Raw genomic sequence first — 26,506 nt, 5'->3', positions numbered from 1 at the left:
GAAGGTGACGCGAGGCGAGAGCTCTCGCAGCCTTAGTCCTTGGCGGACTTGACGTCGAGGGCGTCGCGGAGGCCGTCGCCGAGGAAGTTCATGGCGAAGAGGGTGGCGGAGAAGAAGAGGGAGGGGGCGATGAGTTGCCAGGGGGCGGAGCGCATGGCTTGCTGGCCTTCGCGGATGAGGCTGCCCCAGCTGGCGGCGTTGGCCTGGGTGCCGAGGCCGAGGAAGCTGAGCACGGACTCGAGCAGCATGACGGCGGGGATGAGCAGGGTGGCGTAGACTACGACGGGGCCGAGGAGGTTGGGGGCGATGTGCTTGGTGATGATGGAGGCGGTGCGCACGCCGGTGGCTTTTGCGGCGAGCACGAACTCCTGCTCCTTGAGGTTGATGACTTGGCCGCGCACGATGCGGGCCATGGTGAGCCACTCCACGGCTCCGATGGCGAGGAATACGAGCAGGATCTTGTGCTCGAAGTCTTCGAAGAGGACCATGAGGAGGATGACGAAGATGAGGAAGGGCAGGGCGTAGAGGATGTCGACGAAGCGCATCATGAGGGCGTCGACGCGGCCGCCGAGGTAGCCGGAGATGGAGCCGTAGGCGACGCCGATCAGCAGGGCGGTGGCGGTGGCGAGGAAGCCGACGCCGAGGGAGATGCGTCCGCCGGACATGATGCGGGCCAGCATGTCGCGGCCTTTGGCGTCGGTGCCGAAGACGTGGAAGCGGGTGAGTGGAGTAAACAGCATGCCGTTTACTTCGAGGGGCTGGCCGGTGGCGAGGGCTGCGAGCTCGGCTTCGGGGTTTTGGGCGTAGACTTCGGCGAAGTCTTCGAGGGTGGTGACTTCGTCAGGGGTGGCTTTGCTGGGGTCGAAGCGGACTTCGACGAGGTGGGCGGTGGTGAAGGGGAGGGTGCTCTCGAGAGCGAGGACTTGGGCTTCGGGGTTGAAGCGGTAGACGAGCGGGCCGGCGTAGCAGAAGAGGGTGATGAAGGCGAAGAATGCGAGGCCTGCCATGGCGAGACGATTGTCGAGCAGGCGTCGCAGGGCGTCGTTCCAGAGGGAGCTGGGCGCGTCGGTATCGGTGGGAAGCTTCGGGCTGAGTCGCATGGTCGGGCGGTGGGTGCTAGGTGGTGGGATCGGGTTCGCGGCCGAGCTAGCCTTACTTGTGGCGGAGCTTGGGGTTGAGGAGGACTTGGACGACGTCGACGCTGAGGTTGGCGAGCATGATGAGCCCGGCGTAGAAGAGCACGGTGGAGAGGATGAGGGATTGGTCTTTGTTGAAGGTGGCTTCCACGAAGTGGCGGCCGAGGCCGGGGATTTGGAAGATGCTTTCCACCACGAAGGATCCGGTTACGAGGCCGGCGAGAGCGGGACCGAGGAAGCTGACCACGGGGAGGATGCCGCCGCGTAGGGCGTGCACCACTACGGCTCGGAATTCGGAGGCTCCTTTGGCTCTGGCGGTGCGTACGAAGTCGGAGCTTAGAATCTCGAGCATGCCGCCTCGGGTGAGGCGGGCGATGTAGGCGGCGTAGAAGAGGCCGAGGGTGAGGGAGGGGAGGACGCGGTCGGTGGGAGTCGACCAGCCGGAGACGGAGGTCCACTGTAGCCAGATCCCGAATACGAGCGCGAGGATGGGGCCGATGACGAAGGTGGGGAGGCAGATCCCTACCATGGCCAGGGACATGGGGGCGTAGTCGAGGGTAGTGTTTTGGCGGGCGGCGGCGAGCACGCCGGCGGGGATGCCGAGGGTGAGGGCGATGAGCATCGCCCAGATGCCGAGCTCGAGGGAGACCGGGAAGGATTCGGAAATGATGTCGGCGGCGGTGAGGCCGGGGTGACTGGTGATAGGAGGAAGGTTGAGCTGGAGGTGCTGGAGGAGGGTGTTGAGGTATTGGACGGGTACGGGGTCGTTGAAGCCGTAGTACTCGCTTTGGGCGGCGATGATGTGCTCGGCGACCTTGCGCTCGTCGGAGAAAGGGGAGCCCGGCGAGAAGCGGATCATGAAGAAGGTGATCGTGTAGATCGCCAGCAGGACGGGGATCGCTTGGGCGAGTCGCTTTAGGATGAAGGTGAGCACTTTTGGGAAGAGTGAAGGGTGGAGGTGATCCTGCAATGCGGCCGCGGGCTAACGCTCCGCGCTACGTTTAGGTTCGAGGGAGATGTACTTGTAGTTGCGGTTGTCAGTGAGTTTTGGATACCAGCCTTTGACGGCGGGGTCGATACGGTAGATGCGGTTGTAGTGGAAAAGTGGGATGATCGGTTGCGCTTCGAGCAGGATGGTTTCGGCCTCGTGCAGCATTTCTAGTCGCTTTGCTGAATCCGGCTCGGTGATTGAGTCAGTTATGAGTTGGTCGTAGCGGGGATCGCCCCAGCCGGTGTTGTTGTTTCCGTCGCCGGTTCTGTACATGGAGAGAAAGGTGTCGGGAAAAACGTAGTCGCCGATCCATCCGTTTCGCGCGACCTGGAAATCGAGGTTGTTGCGAGTTTCGATGAAGGACTTCCAGACCTGGTTTTCGAGCGAGATTTTGATGCCGAGGACATTTAGCCACATTTGCTGGATGGCTTCGGCGACCTGCTTGTGTTGCTCGGAGGTGTTGAAAATAAATTTGAGGGTGGGAAATCCTTCTCCGTTTGGATAGCCTGCTTCTGCCAAGAGTTGGCGGGCTTTGTTGGGGTTGAACCTTTCGAGCTTGGGTGGTTGGTAGCCCTTGATCCCGTCGGGAGTGAGGGAGAGGGCGATGTCTTGCCCGCCTTTCATAACCCTTTTGACAATGGCTCGCCGGTTGATGGCTAGGGAGAGGGCTTGGCGGACTCGCTTGTCGGCGAGGACGGGATCGGTAACGTTGAGGGAATAATAGTAGGTGGCGATCCAAGGCTCGGAACGAAAGTAGGGGTCGTTCTCCTTGACGTAGATGGGGATCATATCCGAGGGAACGGTATTTTGGTAGTGGAGGCGGCCGGAGTTGAAGACTTGGTCTTCGGTGGAGATATCATCGATGGGAAGGAAGTGTATTTCCTTGATGGATACTTTGTCGGCGTCCCAGTAGTAGGGATTGCGTTCCACTTCGATGCTTTTGTTGATGATCCAGGTCTTGAGTTGGTAGGGGCCGTTGCCGACGAAATTTTCTCGGGTCCAGTTCGAGTCGGGTTTTCCGATACCACCGTAGGCTTCGATGGTGGGTGCATGGACGGGATACCAGGTGGGGTGCTTGATGAGGTTGAGCAGGTGGGGAGTGGGACCAGCGAGGGTGAGCTGGAGGGTGTAGTCGTCGAGGGCTTTGACGCCGACTTGCGAAAAGTCCTTGAGCTTGCCGGTGTTGTACTCGCGCCCGTTTTTGATGATGTAGAGGAGTTGGGCGTATTTGGCGCCGAGCTCGGGGGTGAGCATGCGGCGATAGGAATAGACGAAGTCGTGGGCGGTGACGGGGTCGCCGTTGGACCAGCGGGCGTTCTTGCGGAGGTGGAAGGTCCAGAGGGTGGAGTCGACGTTTTCCCAGGATTCGGCGACCCCGGGTTCGGGCAAATTGTCGTCAGTGGGGTGGTAGGCGATGAGGCCTTCCACGAGGGCGGAGGTGATGCGGGAGCCGTTGACGGAGGTGTTGAGGTGGGGATCGATGGAGGGCGGCTCGCCGGAGTTTCCGAAAAGAAGGATGCCGTCGCGGGTGGCTTGGTCGCGGAGGGAATCGCCACCGGGGGAGCGGGAGCAGGAGGTAGCTAGCAGCAGGGCAGCGGCGAGAAGCGTGAAGACTGAAAGGTGAAGAGTTGGATTTCGACGCTGGTGCATTTGAGCGGTGTTCAGGTCTTGTAAATAAGGGCGGAGGCGTGGGCGGCGATGCCTTCGGCGCGACCGAGGGAGCCGATCTTTTCGTTGGTGGTGGCTTTGATGCCGATCCGGTCGGGCTCGATCCCGGCGGATTGGGAAAGGGCAGCTTTCATTTCGCCGAGCTTGGGGTAGATCTTGGGCTTTTCGGCGATCATGGCGGTGTCGATGTTGACGATCTCCCAGCCTTTTTCTCGCAGGGTGGCGGCGACTTCCTTGAGCAGTTCCTGGGAGTTGATGCCTTTGTACTTTGGGTCTGTATTGGGAAAGTAATGACCGATGTCCGGCAGGCCAGCGGCGCCGAGGAGGGCGTCGCAGATGGCGTGGGTGAGCACGTCGGCGTCGGAGTGGCCTTCGAGGCCGTAGGGGGTGTCGAAGGTGACGCCGCCGAGCACCATGGGGCGTCCGTCTTGGAAGGGATGGATGTCGTAGCCTTGGCCGATGCGGAGATTTGGGAGGTGTGAAGAGTTAATGGCGAAAAGTGACTTAAGGGTTGTGGGTGCGTGGCGGCTTTGGGGGGGAGGCTAAGAGAGGGATTGGGTGAGCAGGTATTCTAAGTAGGGGAGGTCGGCGGGGGTGGTGAGCTTGGGATTGGGGCGGCGGTTGTCGACGAAGGCTACGGGTTGGTCGATGTCTTCGATGGCGGAGAGGTCGTCGGTGATCTGGGCGCCGGATGCGATGATGCTTTGGTAGGCGTCGCGAATGATTGGATACTGGAAGCTTTGGGGCGTTTCCATGGCCCAGAGCTTGGATCGGTCCACGGTGGTGGGCAGGTAGGCGCCGTCGTAGGTGTCGGCGGACTTGATGGTGTCGGTGACGGGACGGGCGAGGCAGGCGGCTCCGATATCGGCGGCTTGGGCGATGGATTCGCGGATGGCCTCGGGGGTAACGCAGGGACGGGCGCAGTCGTGGATGAGCGCGATTTCGGTGTCGGCGGGCGCGGCTTGCAGGCCGGCGAAGACGGAGTCTTGGCGTTGGGCGCCGCCGGTTGTGAAGGAGACGGAGGAAGGATGAGGGATGAGGGATGAAGCGAGAATGGCCTCGATGGCGGCTTGTTGGGCAGCGTCTCGTACGACGATAACGAGGTGCTGTACTTGGCCGCTCGCTAGGAAGGCTTCGATGGAGTGGGCGATGACGGGTTTGCCGGCGAGGGGGGCGAGGATCTTGTCCTCGACCTGTCCTTGCATGCGGTTGCCGGAGCCCCCGGCGAGAAGAATGGCGGTTGAGATGGGCATGGTGTGCGTTGGCGGCTGGCCCGGCGGTCCAGCCTTACCGTTGCAATTCGGCGTTGATGGCGGCGACGGCGGCGGCGGGGTCTTCAGCGCCGTAGATGGGGCGGCCGACCACGATGTAGTTGGAGCCGACGGCTCGTGCTTGGGCGGGGGTCATGATGCGCTTTTGGTCGCCGGCGGCGGAGCCGGCGGGGCGGACTCCGGGAGTGATGAGCTTAAAGTGGTCGCCGTGGGCGGCGCGGATGGTTTGCACTTCATGGGTGGAGCAGACGAGGCCGGTCATGCCGGAGTCCTTGGCGAGGCTAGCGAGGTAGGAGACGCGTTCGGCGGGCGTTTGCTGGATGCCGAGCAGGTCGAGGGAGGTCTGGTCCATGGAGGTGAGGACGGTGACGCCTAGGAGCTGGAGGTCGGGATTGACGTTTTCCTGGGCTTGGATGGCCCACTGCATCATTTCCTTTCCGCCGCAGGTGTGGATGGTGAGCATCTGGATGGGCAGCTTGCCGACGGATTCGATCGCCTTGGCGACGGTATTGGGGATGTCGTGCAGCTTGAGGTCGAGGAAGACGTTGACGCCTAGGTCGGCGATTTGGCGGACGTAGTCGGGACCGTATTTGGTGAACATCTGCAGGCCGATCTTGGCCCATTTGAGTTCGGGGCCGGCCTTGGCGAGGAGGGCGAGGGCGTCTTCGCGTTCTTCGATGTCGAGGGCGAGAATGAGCTCGCAGGAATTTTTGCTTTGTAGCGTGTCGGTCATGAAGGTTTTTGTTTGCGGGACTATGGGACAAATCGAGGTTTTCAGTCCAGCAAAGATAAACTTGTTTCTGTCGGTGCTGGGGAAGATGAGCAGTGGCTTCCACGAGCTGGCCAGCCTGGTGGCTCCGGTGGACTTCGGAGATCGGATCCGGATCGAAGTGGAAGATGCGGCGGAGGGGGCGGTGGAGTTGAGCTGCAGCGACTCGAGCTTGCCGACGGATCGGAGCAATTTGGCTTATGCGGCGGCGGAGGGCTTCCTTTTGCGCAGCGGCTTGAACTGGCGGGTGAAGGTGGAATTGGAGAAGCGGATTCCGCATGGGGCTGGCCTGGGCGGCGGGAGCAGCAACGCGTCGTCGGTTTTGCTGGGGCTATCTGAACTGGCGGCGGAGCGGGGGGCGCTGGGGCTTTCGCGAGGGGAGCGCTTGGAGCTGGCTGCGGAGCTGGGATCGGATTGCCCGCTGTTTTTGGAGGGTAAGCCGGTGGTGATGCGGGGCCGCGGCGAATTGCTGGCGCCGATTTCGCCGCGAGCTCGGGAAAGTTTGGCCGGCCGGGAGCTGGTTTTGTTCAAGCCCAGCTTTTCGATCGGGACGGCTTGGGCGTACCGTTCCTTGTCTGAGGCGGCGGGCGCCTTCGACGAACGGGAGTGGTCGGAGGGGCGTTTGGCGGCTTGGGAAGCGGGGGAGCTTTCGCTGGAGTCCTTGTTGCATAACAGCTTCCAGCAGCCGTCCTTCCACAAGTTTCCGGCCTTGGGGGCCTTGTGCAAGGCCTTGGAAGAGCGGGAAGTCGCGTGCCTGATGTCGGGCAGCGGAAGCTGTTGCTTCGCGTTGGTCGACTCGGACGAGGCGGCGGATTGGGTGGTTTCGCAGGTCCGGGCCTGTTGGGGAGAGCGCAGTTTTGCGCAGCGGGCGCGGTTGTTGGGGTGAAGTTTCCTGCACATTGAAGTATTTCCTCTTGAGGCGAAAGGCATTCCCGTTTGCTATGTCGCGTTCGCTCGCTAAGCCCCTCTGCACGAACGTCTCGTCATCGCATGGAATCCAAAGACAGGTCTGAAAAAGTTTTCTCGGGAATCGCCGCTTCACCGGGGATCGCCCATGGGCAGATCTACATCTTGGCGGAGCGGGAGATCGCCATCCCTAAGTACGCGGTTTCGGCGTCGAAGTTCGATGCGGAGCAGGAGCGTTTAGACAATGCGATTGTCGAAACGCGCAAGCAGATCCAGAAGATCCAGGAGGAGATCCGGAATTCGATCGGCGAGGATGAAGCTCGAATTTTCGATGCCCACTTGTTGGTGCTCGAGGACCAGGCCTTGATCGCGGAGTCGATCCGCGAGATGAAGGACTCGTCCTGCAACATAGAGAACGCGATCTGGAAGGTGGGGCAGCGCTACATCGAGGCCTTCGACCAGATCGACGACGAGTACTTGCGGGAGCGAGCCAGCGACATTCGCGACGTGATGCGTCGCCTATTGAGTAATTTGACGGGGCAGCAGCTCCAGCATCTGGGCGAGATCGTGAAGGATCGCGTGTTGGTGGCCAACGACGTGACGCCTTCCGATTCGGCGAGCATGGACCAGAACGGCTTGCTGGGAATCGTGACGGCGGCGGGTAGCAAGACGAGCCATACGGTTATCGTGGCCCGGTCGATGGGAATTCCAGCGGTGGTGGGACTGGGCGATATTTTTGCCAGCCTGCATTCCGATTCGGTGGTGTTAGTTGACGGTTACGACGGCAAGGTCGTCGTGAATCCGAGCGAGAGCACTTTGTTCAAGTACGGTAAGCTGAAGGATAAGAAGCTCTCCTTGGAGAAGCGGATGATCGAGTTTACCAAGGATGCGTCCCGTACGCGGGATGGGTCGCGAGTCGACTTGATGGCTAACATCGAGCGCGCGGAGGAGGCGGCGAAGGCGGTTTCGCTCGGCGCGGACGGAGTTGGCTTGTTCCGTTCGGAGTACTTGTTCATGAACGCGAATCGTTTGCCGTCCGAGGAAGAGCAGTTCGAGGCTTACCAAACGGCGGTGCGCAGCATGAACGGTTTGCCGGTCACGATCCGTACCTTGGATTTGGGCGGTGACAAGGTGATGGACTCTTCCGAGATGCCGACCTATCGGGAGTCGAATCCGTTTCTTGGATACCGGGCGATTCGCTTCTGCCTGGATCACGAACCCCTTTTTCTCGAGCAGCTGCGGGCGATCTTGAGGGCAAGCGCCTTCGGCAAGGTCAGGATCATGTATCCTATGATCAGCGGCGCCTTGGAGTTGAGCCGCGCCAATCTCGTTTTGGAAACGGCGAAGGAGCAGCTCCGCAAGAAGGGGATCGCTTTCGACGAAAAGGTGGAAGCGGGGGCGATGATCGAAATCCCGAGCGCGGCGATCGCGGCGGATACGTTGGTGGAAGGTTCTTCCTTTTTCAGCGTGGGAACGAACGATCTGATCCAGTATCTCCTAGCGGTCGATCGCTTGAACGACCGGGTGGCCCACTTGTACGAACCGACGCATCCTGCAGTGGTGCGCACGCTTAAGACGATCGTCGACGCGGCTCGCGAGGGCGGGATCGGCGTAAGCATTTGCGGCGAAGTGGCAGGGGATCCGGTAATGGTCCCGCTGTTGGTCGGCCTTGGGGTGGAAAGCCTGAGCATGTCGCCGAGCCTTTTGCCGAACGTGAAGTTCATGGTGCAGAACATGGATATGGCCGAAGCGAAGGCTCTGGCCCAGATGGCGCTGGAGACGACGGACGGCTCCTTGATTCTGGAGCGCTTGCTGGATTTCTACACGTCGAAGATGGACCAGCTTTACTAGGATCTGCGGAAATCTCGCAGGTCCTGAACGAACCGTATCCTGGGGTATGGAAACGGTCGTGTCGAAACCGCGTTAGGGGCGGACGCCGCTGGCGAGTAGGGTTTCGAACTGGGGCTCCTGTTCCTCTTTGGCGACGGTGGTGACTTCTACGTTTTCGAAGCCGGCGGCCTTTAGCCAGTGGTGGAGCTTGTTCTCGGGAAAGCCGAGCCAGCGGTCGGCGTATAGCTCGTGGGCTTTTTCGAAGTTGTGCTCCTTGAGGTCGAGTATGACCAGTCGCCCGCCGGGCTTGAGAAGGCGGAAAGCTTCGGCGATGGCCCGCTCCGGGTGGAGGGCGTGGTGGAGGGCTTGGCTGAGCAGGGCGAGGTGGACGGATTGGTCTGGGAGAGACGTTTCTTCGATGTCGCCGTGGATGTACTCCAGGTTGTCGAGCTTGTTGCGTTTGGCGAGGTCGGTGCCGACTTCGACCATGCGGGGAGAGCTGTCGACGCAGTAGACGTGCTCGGCGTGGCGGGCCAGGAGCTGGGAGATGAGGCCTTCTCCGGCGCCGAGATCGACGACGCGGATCTTGGGGACGAGGTAGAGGAGGAAGTGGCCGATGCCTTCCCAGGAACGGCCGGGGCAATAGTTCTTTCCGAGGCGGCCTGCGATGAGGTTGAAGTACTCTTCGGCTTGGCGGCGGCGTTTGGCGATGACGTGGTCAAGGTTGGCGAGGTCCTCTTGGATTTCGTTGGAATTTTCCGCAGCGGAGAGGGCTGCTTTCAGGAGGGCGCTTTCGGAGGGAGGGATGTTGGGGGAGAGGGAGTAGAAGGATTTCTTGCCTTCGCGGCGGTCGGCGACGAGCTCGGACTGGCGGAGCACGGCCAGCTGGGAGGAGATGCGGGACTGGGCCATGCCGAGCGCTTCTTGGAGCTCGGCGACGGAAAGCTCGTCTCGGGAGAGGAGGTTGAGGATTCGGAGGCGAGTCGGATCGGCGAGGGTTTTGAGGGTGTCCCAGGCGGGTTTCATGGGGGAAGAGTGAAGGGGGACGAATGAAAAGGGAAAGGAAATTGTGGCGTAGGTGGGACCTGGGTACGAAAAACGCCGCTTCCCGAGGGAAGCGGCGTTGGAAAATGTTTGAGATCTTGGATACGAGCTACTTGGAGTCGATGTAGCGAGTGATATCGACGATAGTGAGCTTCGTTTCGTTGGAGTCGACGGATACGGTGACTTCGTCGCCGATGCGCTTGCCGAGCATGCTCTTGCCGAGCGGGGTGAGGTAGGAGATGACGAAGTTGTCTGGATCTCCGTCCCATGCGCCGAGCAGGGTGTAGGTGACTTCCTTGTCGTCCGCGTCCTTGAGCGTAACGATATTTCCGATACCGACGGTTTCGGTGGTGGCCGAAGTGAAGTCGGTGATCTGGGCGCGCTTGATGTCGGCTTCGAGCAGGTTGCGGCGGGACATGAGGACTTGTTGGTCCTGCTTGGCCATCTTGTACTCGGAGTTTTCCTTGAGGTCGCCCAGTTCGCGCGCTTCGGCGATGGCTTGGGAGTTCTCTGGGATCTTCTTGGTGACGATGTCGTCGAATTCGGCGACGGCGCGCTCGTAGGATTCCTTGGAAACCATGAGGCCTTGGCTCTCTTGGGTTTCGTCGGATTCGAGCAGGGATTGTACGCCGGGGAAGAGCTTGATGAAGCGCGCGAGCAGCGACTTCTTGGTGAGTTCTTCGAATCCTTGGTTGAGCAGGAGGTTGTTCGCGAGGTCGCGAGCGGTTTCTGCGTCGGCGGTGGCGAGGAGGTCGGGGATGAGCTCCTTGTCGTCGCTGAGGATATCCGCGAGCGGGATACGGCGGGAAGTGGAGGACTGCAGCGCTTCGTAGTCGATCGCGAAGAAGATCGAGTTGAGGAGGCGCGGCTGGATCATGTCGTGCACGAGGTCCGAGTACTTCTTGGAGTTACGGTTCTTAACGATCCAGAGGAGTACGGGCTCCTTGAGGTTTTGCTCGGTCTGCCAGCGGATGAAGGTTTCCTTGATCTCGTCGGCGAAGCCGTTTTCGACGAGGAAGTTGACGCTGTCGGTGGTGAACTTGCCGGAGCTGTTCTTGAGCAGCGAGAAGCAGATTTCCTTCCAGTCGGCCGGGTGGGATGCCTTGATGGCCTTGAGGGCGCGGCCTTGGGAATTGGTTGGCAGCTCGTCGATGAGCTGGTCGAGGCCGTCGATGTCGGAAAGGATTTGCACGACGGAGGGCTCGAAGGTTTCGACGTCGATTTCGAGCAGGCGGGCGATGTCGTTACGGATCCAAGCGCCCTTGAGCTTCTCGGCGGAAGTGAGCTGGTTGGATTCGCGCACCGCGGTCGCGAGGGTGTGGAGGATGAGTCCGAGGGCGTCGCGGTGCTCTTCGAGCTTGTCGGCGACGGTGTCGAGCAGGGCCTCGGCGATGGTGACGCGGCGCTTGGCGGACTGGGTGGAGTTGTAGTCCTCGATGAGCTCTTCTTCTAGAGTGACAGGCTCGTCGCGCAGGATGTACATGCCGGTCTTGCGGGCGGGCACGGAGATGCGTGGGTCCTTGGCGAGCAGCTTCTTGGTGGCGGTCCACCACTTCTTGTACTTGATAGGTCCGATGACGCGGGCGAGCACGCTCTCGATTTCGGCGGTGCTGGCGGCAGTGTTCGGGTACTGCTTGAGGAGGTTTACGATGAGCTCGGCAGGTTCCTTGGCGATGAGCTCTTCGACGGCGGCGGGCTCGAGTTCCTTTTGTACGAGGATGTGGTCTGGAAGGAGGACCTGCATGGTGTTGACGCAAAAACCTGGGTCCATGCGGTGGCCTTCTTTGCCTTCGAAGTCGATGATCAGCTTATTTTCGGGAGCGTCGTAGTCCTTGATCTGACCGAATCCCCAGCTTTGGTGGATGCAGTAGTTGCCCGGCTGCATAGCCTCCAGTTTGGCCTTCGCTGCCTTCAGCTCCGGCTTTTTCGAAATGATTTCCAATACGGCTTCTTCGTTCATCGTCGTGTAAAGAGACTAAAGGATTAAGACAGGAGCCTTTTTATGGAGTTGTCAATGAGACAGGCAGATCATCAATAGGGTGCTTCTTTTTATGAGCGATGATTCCTGGAGTGTAGCGGTAGATTTAGTGGCGTCTTTTACGCGTAAACCCGCACGGATGTCGCATTTGCTCGAGCAAATGCCGACGCATTGGGATGCCGGGACGCGGCGGACCTGCCAGTCGCTGCTCTTCGGAACGGTCCGGCATATTCGCCTGCTGGAGAAGGCGCTGGACGAGTTTTTGCGGCGGCGGCCCAAGCCGGCGGTCTGGGCTAGCCTCTTGGTGGCGAGCCGGGAGCTGATGGAGAATCCGGACCGCAGCGCCAAGATTGTGCACCATGCGGTGGAGCGGATCGGCAAGCGTTTCAGCAAGGTGGAGAAGGGGCTGGCCAATGCGGTTCTGCGAAAGGTCGCCCAGCGTTTGCCGGAACTCCAGGACGTGGTTTCAAGCGATGCGAAGGACCTGGCTTGGCGCTACAGCCACCCGAAATGGCTGGTGAAGCGGTGGCTGAAGCAGTTCGGTTTGGAGGAGACGATCGCATTCCTGAAGTGGAACCAGGAGGAAGCGGGGCTCTTCGCGCGCTGGCAGCGGGAGCCGGAGGAACTGGAGGCTTTGAGCCCTTTGGGCGATGGCTCGCCGTTTTTCCGGGTGATCCCGGGGAGCTGGCAGTGGATTGCTTCTTATATAGAAGAGGGTCGGCTCTACGTGCAGAATCCGGCGGCGGGCTTGGCTCCGCAGCTTTTGCTGGATGCGGTGGGGAGCGGCCGAGTGCTGGACCTTTGCGCGGCGCCGGGCGGGAAGGGCTTGTTTATGGAATCGGTCGCGGGCGAGGGGATCGAAGAGATCGTCTCGGTGGACCTGGAAGGGCCGCGGCTGGAGCGCATGAAGGGAAACTTCGAACGCTACCGGGCCAAGCGCTTGCGAGCGCTGGGGGCGGACCTTTTCGAGTTGGATGCGGCGTCGACGGGATTGTTCGACGGGGTCTTGCTGGACGCGCCTTGCAGCAATTCCGGAGTGTTGCAGCACAAGGTCGACGCTCGTTGGCGCCAGTCTCCCCAGGGCTTGGAGGAGCTGTTGGCGCTGCAGGCTCGCTTGCTGGCAGCGGCTTCGGCTTTCGTAAAGGAAGGCGGGGCTTTGGTCTACAGTACCTGCAGCGTGGATGCGGAGGAGAACGAGGGGATCGTGTCCGCTTTTTTGCAGACGGAAAAAGGCAAGCCCTTCGCTCTGGTGGAGTCGAAGCTGAGCTTGCCTTGGAGAGATGCTCGGGATGGTGCGGGCGTTTTTCTGATGAGGCGGGCGGGACCCTAGTTCCAGAGATCGTCGAAGCTGTCTGCCGGGCTGGAGGTGGTGAGCGTTTGTCGGTTCCGGTTCACGTCGAAGGGATCCACGCTTGGTCTGGCGGGAGGAGTCGCGGTGGCGGTTTCGAATTTCTGAGGCTTGGGGCTTGTCTTCTGGGAGTCGCCGGAAAGGTGCAGGAGTTCATGCACGATGGTGTCCAGGTTGCCTGACTGTTCCTGCAGGCCCTTGCAGGAGGAAACGGTTTCGGTGGCGAAGCGCTTGTTTTCCTCGGTGCTGTGGGAAAGTTCGCTAATGGAAGCGGTCATTTCCTGGATCGAGGCGGCTTGCTTGTCGGTTTCGTCCGCGATCTCGCGGATATGGGTGCTGACGGTTTGCATCATGCCGGAAACTTCGTCGAAGGATTCGCAGGTTTCCTTTACGATTTGGCTGCCGGTACGGATGTTTTGGGCGGACTTTTCGATTAGCATGGAGCTGTTGTTGGCCGCGTCCGCGGAGCGGATGGCGAGGTTTCTCACTTCGTCGGCCACGATTGCGAATCCGGCGCCGGCTTCGCCTGCTCGGGCGGCTTCGACGGCTGCGTTGAGGGCGAGGAGATTGGTTTGGAATGCGATTTCGTTGATGGTTTGGATGATCTTTTGCGTCTCGGTTCCGGATTCGGAAATCTGCTGCATGGACTTGTCGAGATCGAGGATGGTGTCCCGGGTCCGTTCGAAGCGCTTAAAGCAGTCGGTGGTGATCTCGTCGGCGGCCCGAGAATTGACGGCGGTGGTCTGAGTCATGTTGGCCTGGTTTATCATGGACTCGGTGGTGGTGGCGAGGAGCCGGGCTCCGGTTTCGCTGGATTGCGAGGAACGCTCGGCGGCTCCGACGAGCTCGTTCGCAGTGGTTGAAACGCGCTCGGCGCTTCCGGAGAGGGACTGGAGCAAGCGGGCGAGGATGTTCTTGGTCTTGAGGGAAGCGAAGCCCGAGAAGATGGCGATCAGCAGGGCCAGGGCGAGGTTTACGAGGCTGAACAGGGAGATATTGGAGGAGAGTTGCTCGAAGCTGTCCGTGGTGGATTGCACCGACTTGTTGTAAATGGCGGTGACGGCGGTTTCGCCGCGTTGGACGGAGGCGCGCAGGTTTTCGTTGAGGACAGGGATGTCGGTATCCCAAAGCTCGACCGCTTCGAAGAACATGTCCTGCTTGAGTAGCTTGCGAATCTCCTGCGTCTTGGACGCGTAGGCGTCGAAGGCGTTGCGGATAGCGTTGATGGGCGCGGCGACTTGCGGATTGGAGGAGAGGGCTTCGAGCTCGTTGATGGAGGTCCGGGCCGACTGGGCGAGCTCGATGGCTTCGTTCTCCTTGGCTTTCTTGATCTCCTCGCTTTGTCCGAAGATGAAGCCGAGGTTGGCGATTTCGAACTTGAGCGAGGTTTGCTGGAGCTCGTTTAGCAGGTTTTGGCTGGGCACGCTCTCCCGTTGGAAGCGGTTAACGATTTCGCTGCCGGTGCGCGTCGAACGGAACATGTAGATGCCTTCGACGACGATGAGGGCGGCGAGGATCGCGAGGGCGCCGTTTATGAAGCGGAAGCAGTTCTTCAGGTTCAGGTTTTTGAGTGAAGTCATCTAGCTGAGGGTCGCTGTCGGTGGTTTTCTGGGAAGGAGCCTTAGTTGACCTTTTTGACGCCGGAGAGGTCTGCGGTGTCGGTCACGAGGCCGATGGCTCCTTTGTTCACCTTGACGAAGGCGAGGAGGGCGGCGGGGTCGGAGAACTGTTTTGGCATGGTGCCGCGTCCGCTGAAGGCGAGGCGTTGCCAGTGGCTCTTGAAGCGGGAATCGTCCATTTTCGTGAACTGCTGGAGCGCGCCGTTGGCGTCGGCGTCGTCCTTGAGGACGGCGATAATGACTTCGCCGCCGCTTTCCCAGAACTTGCGCTTGCCGATGAGGTAGGCGGACAGGATATCGGCGTCTACTGAATCCGCGTTTTCCGGATTTACGACGACTGCGGGGGCTGCGTGTATCATGCTTGCGGATACGAAAGCGATTCCTGCGGCTACGAGACTTTTAATGGGAGCGTTCATTTTCGTTTTGATCAGTGTTTCGTATCGGCCTCTAGAAGGAGAAGGTGCTTTTGGTCGCGATGAGGTTCCACTTGGAGTCGAGCGCTCCGGCGTTTTGCCCGAGCTGGTTGAAGAGGCGGTTGGTGCCGTCCATCATGTGGAACTCCGCCTTGAGGGTCCAAAAGTCGGTGGCGTTGTAGCGCAGGGAAAGTTGGGTATCCTTTTGGTAGTCGATTGGATTGGAGGTGCGGGTTTCGTTGTTGACGTATTCCGCGAAGGTCAGGCCGGCTTCGAACTTGTCGAGAAAGCGGCGGGAGGCGCTGAGGTACCATGAGTAGCCCTTGCCCTTGCTGGGCTCCCAATCGCCCGGAGCGCCGGCGACGGTGTTGCGGGCCGAGCTTTCGATGGTGATGGTGTTGTATTCGGAGACGAAGGTCCAATCTCCTAGGAAGTATTCGGCCGAGAAGCGGTTTTGCTCGGCGTTGGCGATGGTCTCGATGCGCAGGGGCAGGGGACCGTAGAGGGGGTGTGGCAAGGTTCCGGACACGTCGAAGGTGAATTCGTCGTAGTAGGTGTAGGAGGCTCCGAAGCGGAGTCCGATCAGGGGTGTGTACCACCAGAGTTGGGCTCCGGAGTTGGTGTTGGCGGAGATGTCCGTAAGATTGGCGCCTTGGATGCCGCCGCGGCCGATTTCACCGAGAGCGTAAGCCGCTACGCCGCTTTCTTTGGCGAGATCGATTTCGCCATGGTAGGCGGTGTATTCGAAAGAGTGGTTGCCTGCCTGGAAGTTGCCGTAGAGGGAGGCTCCGTCCACGGAGGCGCTGAAGTCGCGGTAGCGAGCGTCGTACATGCCGGTCGGCAGGAGCACGGTGGTGCGGGCCACGTCGATGTCCTGGATATCGGTGTAGATGCCTTCGGAGCGCTTGATGCGTCCCAGGCGGAAGCCGAAGGCTGGATTTACGCTGTAGTCGACGAATAGGTAGTCGACGAGCGGGTCGAAGTTTCCGTAGGGGCCTACTTCGAAGGCGAAGACTTGTCCTCGCACGGTGGTGCGGTCGAGTGGGGACCAGGTGGCGTTGAGTCCGACTTCCGCGAAGTCGAAATCGCCTTCCTCGGAATCTACCAAGTAGTTGTTGGCTGAGGACTTGATGTAGCCGTTGCTGAAAAATCCTCCGAAGGAAACCTCGCTCCCGGCGGCGGAGCATGCGGAAAGGAGGGTCGCGGTGGCGATAGAGATGATGTGAGTTTTAGTCATTTGCGGTCCGATGTGGTTGCGTGTTGAGGGACTGAGGAGCTTCGGGAAGAGGCTCCGCGCGGGGTCCCGCGATTTACGTGGTCACCGTGGGGGGATGTATCGGCGGCAGCGTTTCTTTGATAAGTGGAACCGCTCAGTTTTTGGTAGGGGATCGGCTCCTTTTATGGGGCTTTTATAAGCGCTAGGGCCCATTGCTTAGCTTTTTTCCAAGGAGCACTCCCTAGTTCCCAGAAGCGCCTGTTCGTCGCACCGTTTCAGCGGTTGGGGCGCTTTCACCTTTCAGCTTCGCGCCAGGCAGGCACAAAAAACGCCCCATCGGCTAGCTGCGTGGGGCGTGGAGAGGAGGGAGAGGATGGAAGTTCCCGGTCGGCTAGGCCTCGGTCTTGATGGGCTTGGGCAGGCGCAGGCAGAGCACCACGGCGAGGGCTACGATGCCGGCTCCGATCAGGTAGACCACGTCCGATCCGTACCACCAGAAAATGACGCTGGCGGTGATGGGGCCAATGGCGCGTCCGAGGGATCCGATGGAACGGAAGACGCCGAGCGCAGCTCCCTGTTCTTCCGGTTTGGCGTAGAGCGAGATGAGGGAGGTCAGGGTCGGGATGCTCAGGCCTGAGCCGAAGGCCATGAAGGCAAGGCCGAGGTAGAGGGTGCCTTGCGACTCGGCTTGGGAAAGCAGGGCGAGGCCGATGGCGACGAGGGTCAGGCCGATGAGGGCGGTTGGCTTTTCTCCGATCTTGGGGGCGAGGCGGCGTACGATGCCGCCTTGGACGAGGATTAGGATGAAGCCGATGAAGACCATCATCAGGGTGATGTCGCCGGGGGTGTAGTCGAAGCGTTGCACGCCGAGGAAGGAGAGGGTGAACTCCATGCCGCTGAAGGCGAAAATGTAAACGAGGTAGGCTATGTTGGTGCGCAGGACGGCTCGCGACTGCGGTTGGAAGATTCGCTTGAGCGGGTTGGGCGACTGGGCGCTTTGGCCGCGCTTTTCCGGAGGAAGCGATTCGGCGAAGCGGGCTCGTATCCAAATAATGTTTACGAAGGAGAGAACGCAGGCCACGAGGGCTACCGTAGAGAAGGGGTTGATGCCGAAGTTGCCGAGCTGCGGATTCCAATCGAGGGGGTTGAACATGGCGCAGACGCCGCCGATGGCGGGGCCGACCACGAAGCCGAGCCCGAAGGCGGCGCCAACCATGCCCATGCCTTTGGAGCGATTTTCCTTGGTGGTGACGTCGGCCACCGCTGCGGTGGCGACGGAGAGGTTTCCGGCCATGGCCCCGCCGATCAAGCGAGCGGCGATGAGCAGCGCGAAGTTGCCGGCGAACAGCCAGACGAAGTAGCTAAGGAAGGTACCGGTGGTGGTGATAAGGAGGATTTTGCGGCGTCCGAGGCGGTCGGAGAGAGTGCCCCAGATCGGGGCGAAGACGAATTGCAAGGCGGCGTAGAGGGAGCCGAGCACTCCGCCGAAGAGAACGGGGGTGAAGCGCTCCGAACCGTCGGTCACTTGCGAGAGCTGCTCGAGGATCCAAGCGAGCAGGCCGTGTTGGCCGTCGAGCTCGAGGTAGTAGTCGAGCATGGAGGGGAAGAGCGGGAAGATCACGCTGAAGCCGACGAGATCGATGAAAATCGTCAGGAAGATGACTCCGAGCGAGAGGCTCTTGGTGCGGGACTGGTCGGTAGATGGGCTCAAGGGCGTCGTTTATTAGGGGGCCCGTTAGGGCAGGCAAGCGCAAAGGCGAAGGCGCTGGGCATCTGCATTTTTGGAGAAATCCCTCGCATTCTCCTAATTCCGGCTTGGGTAAAAAAGCTGCAGCCAAAGCGGGGCTTTCGGAGTCTATCTAGCATCCTTGGACTATTTCGATGGTCCGGTCGCCGACTGTCCCGTTCCCAAGTTAACTGCTTCTCCATGAACCACACTGCTGCCTCACTCAAACGCGTTGCCTTTGCCGGGCTGGCGCTCTTCCTCGCGCTTAACGCCGCGGCCCAACTGAAGACTCCGGCTGCCAGCCCGCACTCCTTGCTGGAGCAAACGGTCGGCTTGACGGAAGTGGCCATCGACTACTCCCGACCGAGCGTGAAGGGCCGAGAGATTTTTGGCGGGCTCGTGCCCTACGGCCAAGTCTGGCGAACGGGGGCCAACCAACCGAGTAAGATCAGCTTCAGCGACGAGGTTACGCTAGGCGGCGAAACCATCCCCGCGGGCCAGTACGCCCTCTACACCATTCCCGGTAGGGACCAGTGGACGGTGATCGTTTACAAGAGCACGGACCTTTGGGGGGCGATGGGCTACGACCCGAAAGGCGACCTCGTCCGCTTCGTCGTCAAGCCGACCCAGCTTTCCAGTCCGGTCGAATCCATGACTTTCACCATCGACGCGCTTCGCAACGACGGCGCGGTGTTGAACCTCGACTGGGACCGCACTCGGATCTCGATGCCGTTGCAGGTTCCGACCGAGCAGAAGGTCATGGCCCAGATCGAATCCCTCAAGGGCACGCCCGCTTTCGAAAAGCCGGGGGCGCTTTTCAATGCGGCTACCTTCTACCACGAGTCCGGCAAGGATTTGCAAACGGCGCTCGAATGGGTGAGCAAAGCCTGCGAGCTCAGCGAACGTCCGGCTTACTGGATGTATGCTCGCAAGGCCCGCATCGAAATGGACCTGGGGCTGAAGGCGGCTGCCAAGGCGTCGGCGGAAAAGACGCTGGAGCTCGCGACCGCCGGCGGGAATCCCGACTACCAGAAGATTGCCCGGGACATGCTGGCTCAGCTTTAAGACTACCTTTCCCCTGAATCCGCCCGAACGCGCCGCGGAAGCCTTTTTTCCACTCATCCAGTCCTGTCCGATCCGAACATGTCCCTAGAACTTTTCCGAAACGTGAGCTGCTACCTGCTCTCGCTCGCTTCGGCGACGAGCCTGTTGCAAGCTCAAGCCGTGAACGCCCCGGAGCCGCGAACCGGATCCGAAATTCTCTGGTCGCTCCAGAAACTGGATACGCTGGGCCGAGCCCTCTACGTTGCGGCACACCCGGACGACGAGAATACGAACCTGATTTCCTACCTGTCGTTGGGTCGCAAATACGATACGGCTTACCTGTCGCTGACGCGCGGCGATGGCGGGCAGAACCTGATCGGCCCGGAACTTCGAGACCAGCTTGGGGTAATCCGTACGCAAGAGCTTTTGGAGGCCCGTAGGGTGGACGGCGGTCAGCAGTTCTTCAGTCGGGCCAAGGATTTCGGGTTTTCCAAGCATCCCGACGAGACCCTCCAGATTTGGGACCGGGAAGCGGTTTTGGCAGATACGGTCTGGGTGATTCGCAACTTTCAGCCAGACGTCTTGATTACGCGTTTCGGCCTCGAGCCCGGTCGCACGCATGGCCACCACACTGCTTCCACCATCCTTGCCTTGGAAGCGTTCGAGGCCGCTGCGGATCCGAGCCGCTTTCCGGAACAGCTCGAGTTCGTCGACACCTGGCAAGCCAAGCGAGTGGTCTGGAATACCAGCAGCTGGTTCTTCAGGAACAACGATGCAAGCTTCGACGATGAAAAGTATGCCCGTATCGATGTGGGAGGTTTCGAGCCGTTGCTTGGAAAGTCCTACAACGAAATCGCTTCCGCCAGCCGCAGCAAGCACCTCAGCCAAGGCTTCGGCACGCGCATCGATCGCGGTTCCCGAATCGAGTACTTCGAGCATCTGGTCGGCGCGCCGGTGCGAGGGGACATCTTTAGCGGAGTGGATACGACTTGGGCGCGTGTCGAAAAATCGGATACGGTTCAAGCAGAGCTAAGGGAGATCATTTCCAGCTTCGATGTAGGGGATCCTGCTCGTTCGGTGCCTGCTTTGCTCGAATTGCGGCAAGCGATCTCGGAACTTCCCGACGGGAGCTGGGCCTTGCGCAAGCGAGGCGAGCTGGACGAGATCGTATTGGCCTGCATGGGACTGGATCTGAGGGCCTTGAGCTCAGAGCAGTACGTTCGCAATGGCGACTCCATGAAGCTCACCCTCGAGTTGATAAATCGCTCGCAGGTTCCGGCCCAGTTGGTGGGCTTGGCGATCCCCTTCGCCAAGCATGCGGAGCGGCTCGGCTTGGAATTGAGCTACAACGAGCGAGTGGAGCATTCGGTTTCGGTATCGATCGGGGAGGATACGGCCTACCCTCAGCCCTATTGGCTGGAAAGGGAGGGGACGCTGGGGATGTTCGACGTCGAAGATCAGCTGCTGATTGGCAAGGCGGAGAACGACCCCGCTTTCTACGCCGAAGTTGCGATCGAGATTATGGATACGGCGGTTCTGGTGGGCTTGCCGATCTCCTATCGCGAGGTCGATCCAGCCAAAGGGGAAACGATCCACCCGGTTCTGAATCTGCCCGCGGCGGCTATCGAGTTTGCGAATCCGGTCACGCTTTTCCCGAACTATGAGAGCCGGCAAGTCGAGGTTACCATCAGCGCTCTGTTGGATGACGTCGAGGGGCGCTTGACGCTCGACCTGCCGAAAGGTTGGTCCGTGGAGCCTTCGGCTTACGAGGTGCCGACCCTGCGCAGCGGCGGCACGCGAAGCTATTCGTTTACGGTGACGCCCCGCTCGCAGCCGGAGCAAGTTAGCATCGCGGCAAGGCTGTCTACCAATGCGGGGGCGTTCGACCAGTCGGTTGCCCAGATCGAGTACGATCATATTCGGGAGCAGACCGTGTTTGCGACTGCAGCGACTCGGGCAGTCAGCCTGGAGGTGGCCCGGTTCGGGCAGCGCATCGGCTACCTGCCGGGGGCGGGCGATGTGGTACCGGCCAGCATCCGGGAGATTGGATACGAGGTCGTGGAGCTTTCCGCGGAAGGCTTTGACCAAACTCAGCTGGTGGGAATCGATACGGTAGTCGTTGGTATCCGCGCCTACAATACGGTTGAGAATATTGATGCGATAATGGAAGACCTGTTTCGGTTCGCCGAAGAGGGCGGCACCGTGTTGGTTCAGTACAATACGAACCGAGGTTTGAAGACTCAGAAGTTCGCTCCGTATCCGCTGAGCCTTTCCCGCGACCGCGTGACGGACGAGTCGGCTGAGGTACGGGTTATCGCGCCGGAGCATCCGGTCATGAATTCGCCGAATCGCATCACGGCCGACGATTTTGATTTTTGGACGCAGGAGAGGGGGCTTTATTTTCCCGATTCCTGGGATCGAGCGTTCACGCCCGTTTTCTCGATCAACGATCCCGGCGAGCCAGCTCGGGAAGGCAGCCTGCTAGTCGCCAAGCATGGGAAAGGATATTTCGTTTATACGGGGATTTCTTGGTTTCGCCAGCTGCCCGCGGGCGTCCCCGGGGCGTACCGGATTTTTGCGAACTTGCTTTCTCTCGGACATGAAGCCAGCTCTGACGCACGACCATAATCGATACTGATGGAAGCGAATAAAGAAAAACGAGAGAGCGACCAGGCTCCTGTATTCGGTAGTTGGAGACGGGTATACTGGTTTGTAGCTCTCTTCTTCGTAGCGGAGGTAATCGCCTTCTATTTGTTTACCAAGTTCTACGCGTGAGTACTTTAGATTATATCGTTCTGCTCGGAACGCTGGTGGGAATCGCGGCGTATGGGATGTGGCGCACGCGGAGTTCGGGCGGCTTGCAGGGGTACCTCAAGGGAGATGATTCGATCCGCTGGGGTACGATTGGGCTATCGGTCATGGCGACTCAAGCGAGCGCGATCACCTTCCTCTCGACTCCCGGAAAGGCTTACGACGATGGAATGGGCTTCGTGCAGAACTATTTCGGAATGCCGTTCGCCATCATCTTTATTTGCGTGTTCTTCATTCCGATCTATCGCCGTTTGAACGTCTACACGTCCTACGAATACTTGGGACAGCGGTTCGATTCCAAGACGCGCTACCTGGGCGCCTTTTTGTTTTTGATCCAGCGAGGCCTCGCGGCGGGGATTACGATCTATGCTCCGGCCATTGTGATTTCCTCGTTGTTGGGGTGGAACCTCGATCTGACTATCGTATTGGTAGGCGCGTTGGTGGTGCTGTACACGGTTTCGGGCGGCACCAAGGCGGTGAGCATCACCCAGCGCTACCAGATGGGAATCATCTTGATCGGGATGTTCGTAGCCTTCGCTATGATCATCGGCAACCTTCCGGACGAAGTTTCCTTCGGCACGGCCCTTTCGGTGGCCGGCGCCATGGATAAGCTGGAGGTGGTCAACTTTTCCTTCGATATCGAAGAGCGCTATACGTTTTGGTCCGGCTTGTTCGGCGGTCTCTTTCTGTCGCTATCCTATTTTGGAACGGACCAGTCGCAAGTGCAGCGCTATTTGGCGGGCAGTTCGGTAAGCGCCAGCCGATTCGGGCTTCTGTTCAATGCGGTCGTTAAGATCCCGATGCAGTTCTTCATCCTGTTCGTAGGGGTGATGGTTTTCGTTTTCTACCTTTTCGAGGAGCCGCCGGTATTCTTCAACCAAGCGACCTTGGATGCGGTCGCGGAAACTGAATACGCGGGCGATTTGTCTGCCCTGCAGGATCGGTACGAAGCGGTAGTCGAGAAAAGGGCTGAAGCGGTACGCGCTCTTGCCTTGAACCTGGACCAAGGAGACGCGGCTGCCATTGCGTTGTCCAAGGAGCAAGCGGTGGCTTTGGAGTCCGAGGCCTTGCTTGTACGCAGCGAGGTGAAGGAGCTGATCGGCAAGGCAGGGGAGGACTTCGAGGCGAAGGATTCCGACTACGTTTTCATCACGTTCATTTTGAACTACCTTCCGGAGGGGCTTATTGGCTTGTTAGTGGCGGTTATTTTTGCGGCGGCGATGTCGTCTACCGCATCCGAATTGAATGCCTTGGGTTCGACGACCATGGTCGACTTCTATCGGCGGCTTGCCAAGGCCGACCAAAGCGATGCCCATTATGTAAGGGTTTCTCGAATACTGACGGCGGCTTGGGGTGGCTTGGCTATTTCCTTTGCCCTGTATGCTAACTTGGTCGAGAACTTGATTGAGGCGGTTAATATTCTCGGTTCCCTCTTTTACGGGGGCATCTTGGGTATGTTTCTGGTGGCGTTTTTTGTGAAGTCGGTGAAAGGAAGCGCGGTTTTCTCAGCAGCGATCGCGAGCCAATTGGCTGTGTTGGCAATGTATCAGACCTTGGAGATAGGTTACCTTTGGTATAACTTGATCGGATGCGGAATGGTGATGCTTTTGTCCTTTGTGTTGCAGCAGACGGTTTTTCGAAAGGGAAGGAGCGTAGGTACGCATGAGTAGCTCTCCGATTATTTGTTTTGGGCAGCAGCCCTGCGGTTTCTTTCCGAAGCGTTTTCTCGTATCCAAGATTTGGACGGCGAGGCGACTGCAACGCGAACTAGGCGGGGAAATCGTTTTCTTTTATCACGATTGCGATCACGATCCGCGCGAAACGCAGACGAAGCTCTGCCACTTGAAGACCGGCGAGCTGCAGTGCCTGAATTTTGCTTTCGAGAACAAGATCCAGAAAAAGTACTCTCCGCTATTCGCAAAGCGAGTGGATCGTAGTTGGCAGGCCAATACGGCGCGACAATTGCCGCAGTTCGTAAGCTCGGAGTTGGCGGAGCTTTTCGCTTCGGTGCAAGCGGAGAGCGTAGCCGACTTTTGCTTGGAGATGTATCGCGGGATGGGACTGCTGGAGGGGGTGCGGATTGAGCGTTCCGGTTCGGCTGAGTTTCGGGCTAAGGCGATTTCGGTGGATGATTTTTTCGTGGATACGATGCTGGAGGGCGAGGTGGTTCGCGCTCGCAAGCATGGGGACGGCTTCGCCTTGCACCAAGGGGGAAGCTCTTACTTGCAGGTGGAGGCTGACGCGAGCGACAAGGCGAAGATCACGCCGACGCGCGATACGCGCCTGCGGTGGATGCAGTCGGTCTTGCATTGCACGCACTACGTTGCTGGAGCGGGGGAGATTAAATACTTGAACCTGGACGACGCACCTGAGATCGAGTTTGTTGAACGTGACCCCATTGAACGCAGTGACGAAGCCTATGTCGGTGAGTAAGGAAACAACCATTCTAGCGGTAGGAGCGCATCCCGACGATATCGAGTTTGGCTGCGGGGCGATTCTGCTGAAGGAAGCGGAAGCGGGGAGCCGTATCCATTTCTTGGTTTGTTCGAAGGGGGAGTCGGGAAGCAACGGGACTCCGGAGGAGCGCGTCGCGGAAAGCGAGGCTGCTGCGGCGCGTTGCGGGGCGAGTCTCTCCTTTCTCGATTGCGGCGGCGATGGGCGCATCGTTGCCAGCCCTCGAAACGCGATGGAAGTGGCTCGTGTCATACGGGCAACGGGCGCTTCGGTGCTGCTGGCGCCTAGCCGGGTGGAAAACCAGCATCCGGACCACGTGGCGATTGGAAAAGTGGCTATGGACGCGGCCCGGCTGGCGCGGTACGCGGGCGTAAGCGATTTGGCTGAGCTGAAGCCGCACGCCATCGAGTCGCTCTATTTTTACGCGATTACTCCTGGGGCGGAGCCTGCTGCCCAGCTGCCCTTCGTCTTCGACGTATCACTGCAGATCGAGGCTTGGCGGGAGTTGATGAGCTGTCACCAATCCCAGATGAAGACACGGCGTTACCTGGACCTGCAGGTTTCGCGGGCTCGGACCTTAGGACTGCAAGCAGGGTGCGAGTACGCTCAAGCCCTCTGGCCGAATGACCCTGTTCTTGTAAATGGGTTGAATTCGGCTCCGCGCGGGATTCGTCTGTTTTAGGTGAACTCCGAAAACCCACTTAAGATTGGCATCGCTTGTTACCCCTTGGTCGGGGGCAGCGGAATTCTTGCTTCGGCATTGGGAATGGAGTTGGCGGCTCGTGGGCACGAGGTGCATTTCTTCAGTTACGCGAAGCCGGTTCGCTTGGATACGTCCTTGCCGCGCATCCATTTTCACGCGGTCGCGGTTTCGAAATATAAGCTTTTCGAATACGCTGACTATACGCTGCCGCTGGCGGTCAAGATCGCCGAGGTGGCCGACCAAGTCCATTTGGACATCATCCACGCTCACTACGCGGTGCCGCATGCGACGGCGGCGTATATCGCCAAGCGAATGGCCAAGCAGGATCGCTTGCGCATCGTGACGACGCTGCACGGCACGGATACGACTTTGCTCGGTCGCGACCCGAACTACCGACGGGCAATCGAGTATTCGCTGCAGCACTCGGATCGTGTCACGACTGTATCGGATAGTTTGAGACGGGACACGGAGGAGATTTTCGACGTGGGGAAGCCGGTGGAGGTTATCCATAATTTCTATACGCCCGGTCAGGCGACTTCGACCCGGGAGCGGATGAGGAAGGACCTGGAGCTCGGAGACTGCTTCACGCTTTTCCACGCTTCGAACCTGCGTTCGGTCAAGCGGATCGACCTGTTGCTGGAGTCGGTGGCCCGATGCAAGTTTCGCTCCCGCCTGAAACTGATCGTGCTGGCGGGTAACTCTTTCGAGGAGTTCGAGGGGAAGGTGCGGGAGCTTGGCTTGGAGTCGACGGTGATCGTGCGTCAGAACGGGTATCCGGTGGAAGACTACATCGAAGCGAGCGATTTAGGTATCTACACTTCGGAGACGGAGAGCTTTTGCCTGAGCATTCTGGAAGGGATGTTTTTGGGCAAGGCGTCCTTGGCCTTTCGAGTGGGCGGGATTCCGGAAGTGATGGAGGAAGGCGTGTCCGGCTTGCTTTGCGACTTTGGGAATTGCGACGAGATGGCGGCCCGTATCGACGAGCTGGTCGAAGACCCGGCCCGGGCTCGCGCCTTGGGGCTTGCGGCCAAGGAACGGGCGGTGGAGCGTTTCACCGCCGAGAAGATCGTTCCCAAGTACCTGGCTTGCTACGAGCAGGCCTTGCTCGAAGGGGCGCCGGTCGCTTAGTTCGGCTTAGGTGGGTTTACTTAAATCGTTGCTCGGCGCTCGCATTCTTCGGATGTATCCGTTGATTGATTACCTATGTCGTGCAGCGATCAGGATACCCCCATTGCGGATTTGAAGGAGCGTGTGGCCGCGTTTGCGAGGGAGCGGGATTGGGAGCAGTTCCACACCTTGAAGAACTTGAGCGTGGCCTTGGCGGGCGAAGCGGCGGAGCTGATGGAGCCGTTCCAATGGCTGGAAGGTTCTCAATGCGAGTCGCTGATGCGGGACGGGGAGAAGCGCGAAGCGGTCGAGGACGAGTTGGCTGACGTAGCGATCTACGCCTTGCAGTTCGCCAATCGGGCGGGAATCGACCTCGCTAAGGCGATTGACCGGAAGATGCTAAAGAATGCGCGGAAGTATCCTGTGATTCTAGCAAAGGGAAGTTCGGAAAAGCGGGGTTAGTTACCTTAGC

Annotated in this window: 22 protein-coding genes; 10 read left to right on the top strand and 12 right to left on the bottom strand. The window is 59.6% G+C overall.

Going from position 1 to position 26,506, the window contains the following annotated elements:
* Window positions 1-32: 32 nt before the first annotated feature.
* Genes QEH57_RS21200 through pyrF form a run of 6 tightly spaced genes read right to left on the bottom strand, consistent with a single transcriptional unit; the run spans window position 33 to window position 5,799 of the window.
* Complete coding sequence (locus QEH57_RS21200; protein WP_309008793.1) at window positions 33-1,100, bottom strand: ABC transporter permease; 1,068 nt, start codon at window positions 1,098-1,100, stop codon at window positions 33-35.
* Between the two features lie 52 nt (window positions 1,101-1,152).
* Window positions 1,153-2,070, bottom strand: coding sequence for an ABC transporter permease (locus QEH57_RS21195; RefSeq protein ID WP_309008792.1), 918 nt, complete (start codon window positions 2,068-2,070; stop codon window positions 1,153-1,155).
* A gap of 48 nt (window positions 2,071-2,118) precedes the next feature.
* Window positions 2,119-3,777 (bottom strand): peptide ABC transporter substrate-binding protein, encoded by a 1,659-nt coding sequence (locus QEH57_RS21190; RefSeq protein ID WP_309008791.1) that lies wholly within the window; start codon window positions 3,775-3,777, stop codon window positions 2,119-2,121.
* Between the two features lie 11 nt (window positions 3,778-3,788).
* Window positions 3,789-4,286 (bottom strand): 2-C-methyl-D-erythritol 2,4-cyclodiphosphate synthase, encoded by a 498-nt coding sequence (ispF, locus tag QEH57_RS21185; protein ID WP_343224833.1) that lies wholly within the window; start codon window positions 4,284-4,286, stop codon window positions 3,789-3,791.
* A 51-nt stretch (window positions 4,287-4,337) separates the two neighbouring features.
* Entirely contained in the window at window positions 4,338-5,048 is a 711-nt protein-coding gene (gene ispD, locus QEH57_RS21180; protein ID WP_309008790.1) for a 2-C-methyl-D-erythritol 4-phosphate cytidylyltransferase, read from the bottom strand.
* Between the two features lie 34 nt (window positions 5,049-5,082).
* Window positions 5,083-5,799: an orotidine-5'-phosphate decarboxylase gene (pyrF, locus tag QEH57_RS21175; RefSeq protein WP_309008789.1), complete on the bottom strand. Its 717-nt coding sequence runs from the start codon at window positions 5,797-5,799 to the stop codon at window positions 5,083-5,085.
* Here pyrF and ispE point away from each other — a divergent pair.
* Complete coding sequence (gene ispE, locus QEH57_RS21170) at window positions 5,798-6,721, top strand: 4-(cytidine 5'-diphospho)-2-C-methyl-D-erythritol kinase (RefSeq protein ID WP_309008788.1); 924 nt, start codon at window positions 5,798-5,800, stop codon at window positions 6,719-6,721. The two genes, pyrF and ispE, sit on opposite strands and share 2 nt — an antisense overlap.
* Before the next feature lie 104 nt (window positions 6,722-6,825).
* The gene (gene ptsP, locus QEH57_RS21165) at window positions 6,826-8,592 is read left to right on the top strand and encodes a phosphoenolpyruvate--protein phosphotransferase (RefSeq protein ID WP_309008787.1); all 1,767 of its coding nucleotides are present in this window, start codon (window positions 6,826-6,828) and stop codon (window positions 8,590-8,592) included.
* Window positions 8,593-8,664: 72 nt separating this feature from the next.
* Here ptsP and QEH57_RS21160 read toward each other — a convergent pair whose 3' ends face one another.
* The gene (locus QEH57_RS21160; protein WP_309008786.1) at window positions 8,665-9,597 is read right to left on the bottom strand and encodes a metalloregulator ArsR/SmtB family transcription factor; all 933 of its coding nucleotides are present in this window, start codon (window positions 9,595-9,597) and stop codon (window positions 8,665-8,667) included.
* Between the two features lie 127 nt (window positions 9,598-9,724).
* A complete protein-coding gene (locus QEH57_RS21155; RefSeq protein WP_309008785.1) occupies window positions 9,725-11,575 on the bottom strand; it encodes a GreA/GreB family elongation factor in 1,851 nt (616 codons plus the stop codon).
* A 157-nt stretch (window positions 11,576-11,732) separates the two neighbouring features.
* Between QEH57_RS21155 and QEH57_RS21150 the strand changes: the two genes are divergently transcribed.
* Window positions 11,733-12,923 carry an RsmB/NOP family class I SAM-dependent RNA methyltransferase gene (locus tag QEH57_RS21150; protein ID WP_309008784.1) on the top strand — a complete coding sequence of 397 codons (1,191 nt, stop codon included), beginning with the start codon at window positions 11,733-11,735 and terminating at the stop codon, window positions 12,921-12,923.
* Here the strand turns inward: QEH57_RS21150 and QEH57_RS21145 are convergent.
* The 4 genes from QEH57_RS21145 to QEH57_RS21130 form a co-directional block, all read right to left on the bottom strand.
* The gene (locus QEH57_RS21145; protein WP_309008783.1) at window positions 12,920-14,521 is read right to left on the bottom strand and encodes a methyl-accepting chemotaxis protein; all 1,602 of its coding nucleotides are present in this window, start codon (window positions 14,519-14,521) and stop codon (window positions 12,920-12,922) included. The genes QEH57_RS21150 and QEH57_RS21145 overlap by 4 nt on opposite strands.
* A 41-nt stretch (window positions 14,522-14,562) precedes the next feature.
* On the bottom strand, window positions 14,563-14,976 hold the full coding sequence (locus QEH57_RS21140) for a hypothetical protein (RefSeq protein ID WP_309008782.1): 414 nt from the start codon (window positions 14,974-14,976) through the stop codon (window positions 14,563-14,565).
* A 31-nt stretch (window positions 14,977-15,007) separates the two neighbouring features.
* Window positions 15,008-16,210 (bottom strand): hypothetical protein, encoded by a 1,203-nt coding sequence (locus QEH57_RS21135; protein ID WP_309008781.1) that lies wholly within the window; start codon window positions 16,208-16,210, stop codon window positions 15,008-15,010.
* 370 nt (window positions 16,211-16,580) lie between these two features.
* Window positions 16,581-17,900: an MFS transporter gene (locus QEH57_RS21130; RefSeq protein WP_309008780.1), complete on the bottom strand. Its 1,320-nt coding sequence runs from the start codon at window positions 17,898-17,900 to the stop codon at window positions 16,581-16,583.
* A gap of 216 nt (window positions 17,901-18,116) precedes the next feature.
* Here QEH57_RS21130 and QEH57_RS21125 point away from each other — a divergent pair, with 216 nt between their 5' ends.
* The 7 genes from QEH57_RS21125 to QEH57_RS21095 all read left to right on the top strand — a co-directional run bounded on the left by QEH57_RS21125 (window position 18,117) and on the right by QEH57_RS21095 (window position 26,496).
* Window positions 18,117-18,980: a DUF2911 domain-containing protein gene (locus tag QEH57_RS21125; protein ID WP_309008779.1), complete on the top strand. Its 864-nt coding sequence runs from the start codon at window positions 18,117-18,119 to the stop codon at window positions 18,978-18,980.
* Window positions 18,981-19,058: 78 nt separating this feature from the next.
* A complete protein-coding gene (locus QEH57_RS21120; RefSeq protein ID WP_309008778.1) occupies window positions 19,059-21,587 on the top strand; it encodes a PIG-L family deacetylase in 2,529 nt (842 codons plus the stop codon).
* Window positions 21,588-21,730: 143 nt separating this feature from the next.
* Complete coding sequence (locus tag QEH57_RS21115) at window positions 21,731-23,440, top strand: sodium:solute symporter (protein WP_309008777.1); 1,710 nt, start codon at window positions 21,731-21,733, stop codon at window positions 23,438-23,440.
* Window positions 23,433-24,203, top strand: coding sequence for a hypothetical protein (locus tag QEH57_RS21110; protein ID WP_309008776.1), 771 nt, complete (start codon window positions 23,433-23,435; stop codon window positions 24,201-24,203). The genes QEH57_RS21115 and QEH57_RS21110 overlap by 8 nt, the downstream gene beginning before the upstream one ends.
* Window positions 24,196-24,906: a PIG-L family deacetylase gene (locus QEH57_RS21105; RefSeq protein WP_309008775.1), complete on the top strand. Its 711-nt coding sequence runs from the start codon at window positions 24,196-24,198 to the stop codon at window positions 24,904-24,906. Before QEH57_RS21110 ends, QEH57_RS21105 begins: the two co-directional genes overlap by 8 nt.
* Entirely contained in the window at window positions 24,907-26,055 is a 1,149-nt protein-coding gene (gene bshA / locus QEH57_RS21100) for an N-acetyl-alpha-D-glucosaminyl L-malate synthase BshA (protein WP_309008774.1), read from the top strand. It abuts the gene before it with no gap.
* Between the two features lie 75 nt (window positions 26,056-26,130).
* A complete protein-coding gene (locus QEH57_RS21095) occupies window positions 26,131-26,496 on the top strand; it encodes a nucleotide pyrophosphohydrolase (RefSeq protein WP_309008773.1) in 366 nt (121 codons plus the stop codon).
* Window positions 26,497-26,506 lie beyond the last annotated feature (10 nt).

The organism is Pelagicoccus sp. SDUM812005 (assembly GCF_031127875.1).
In the GTDB taxonomy this organism is placed as follows: Bacteria; Verrucomicrobiota; Verrucomicrobiia; order Opitutales; family Opitutaceae; genus Pelagicoccus.
Note: the sequence above shows the minus strand (reverse complement) of the source record. Positions and strands in the feature narration are given on the sequence as shown.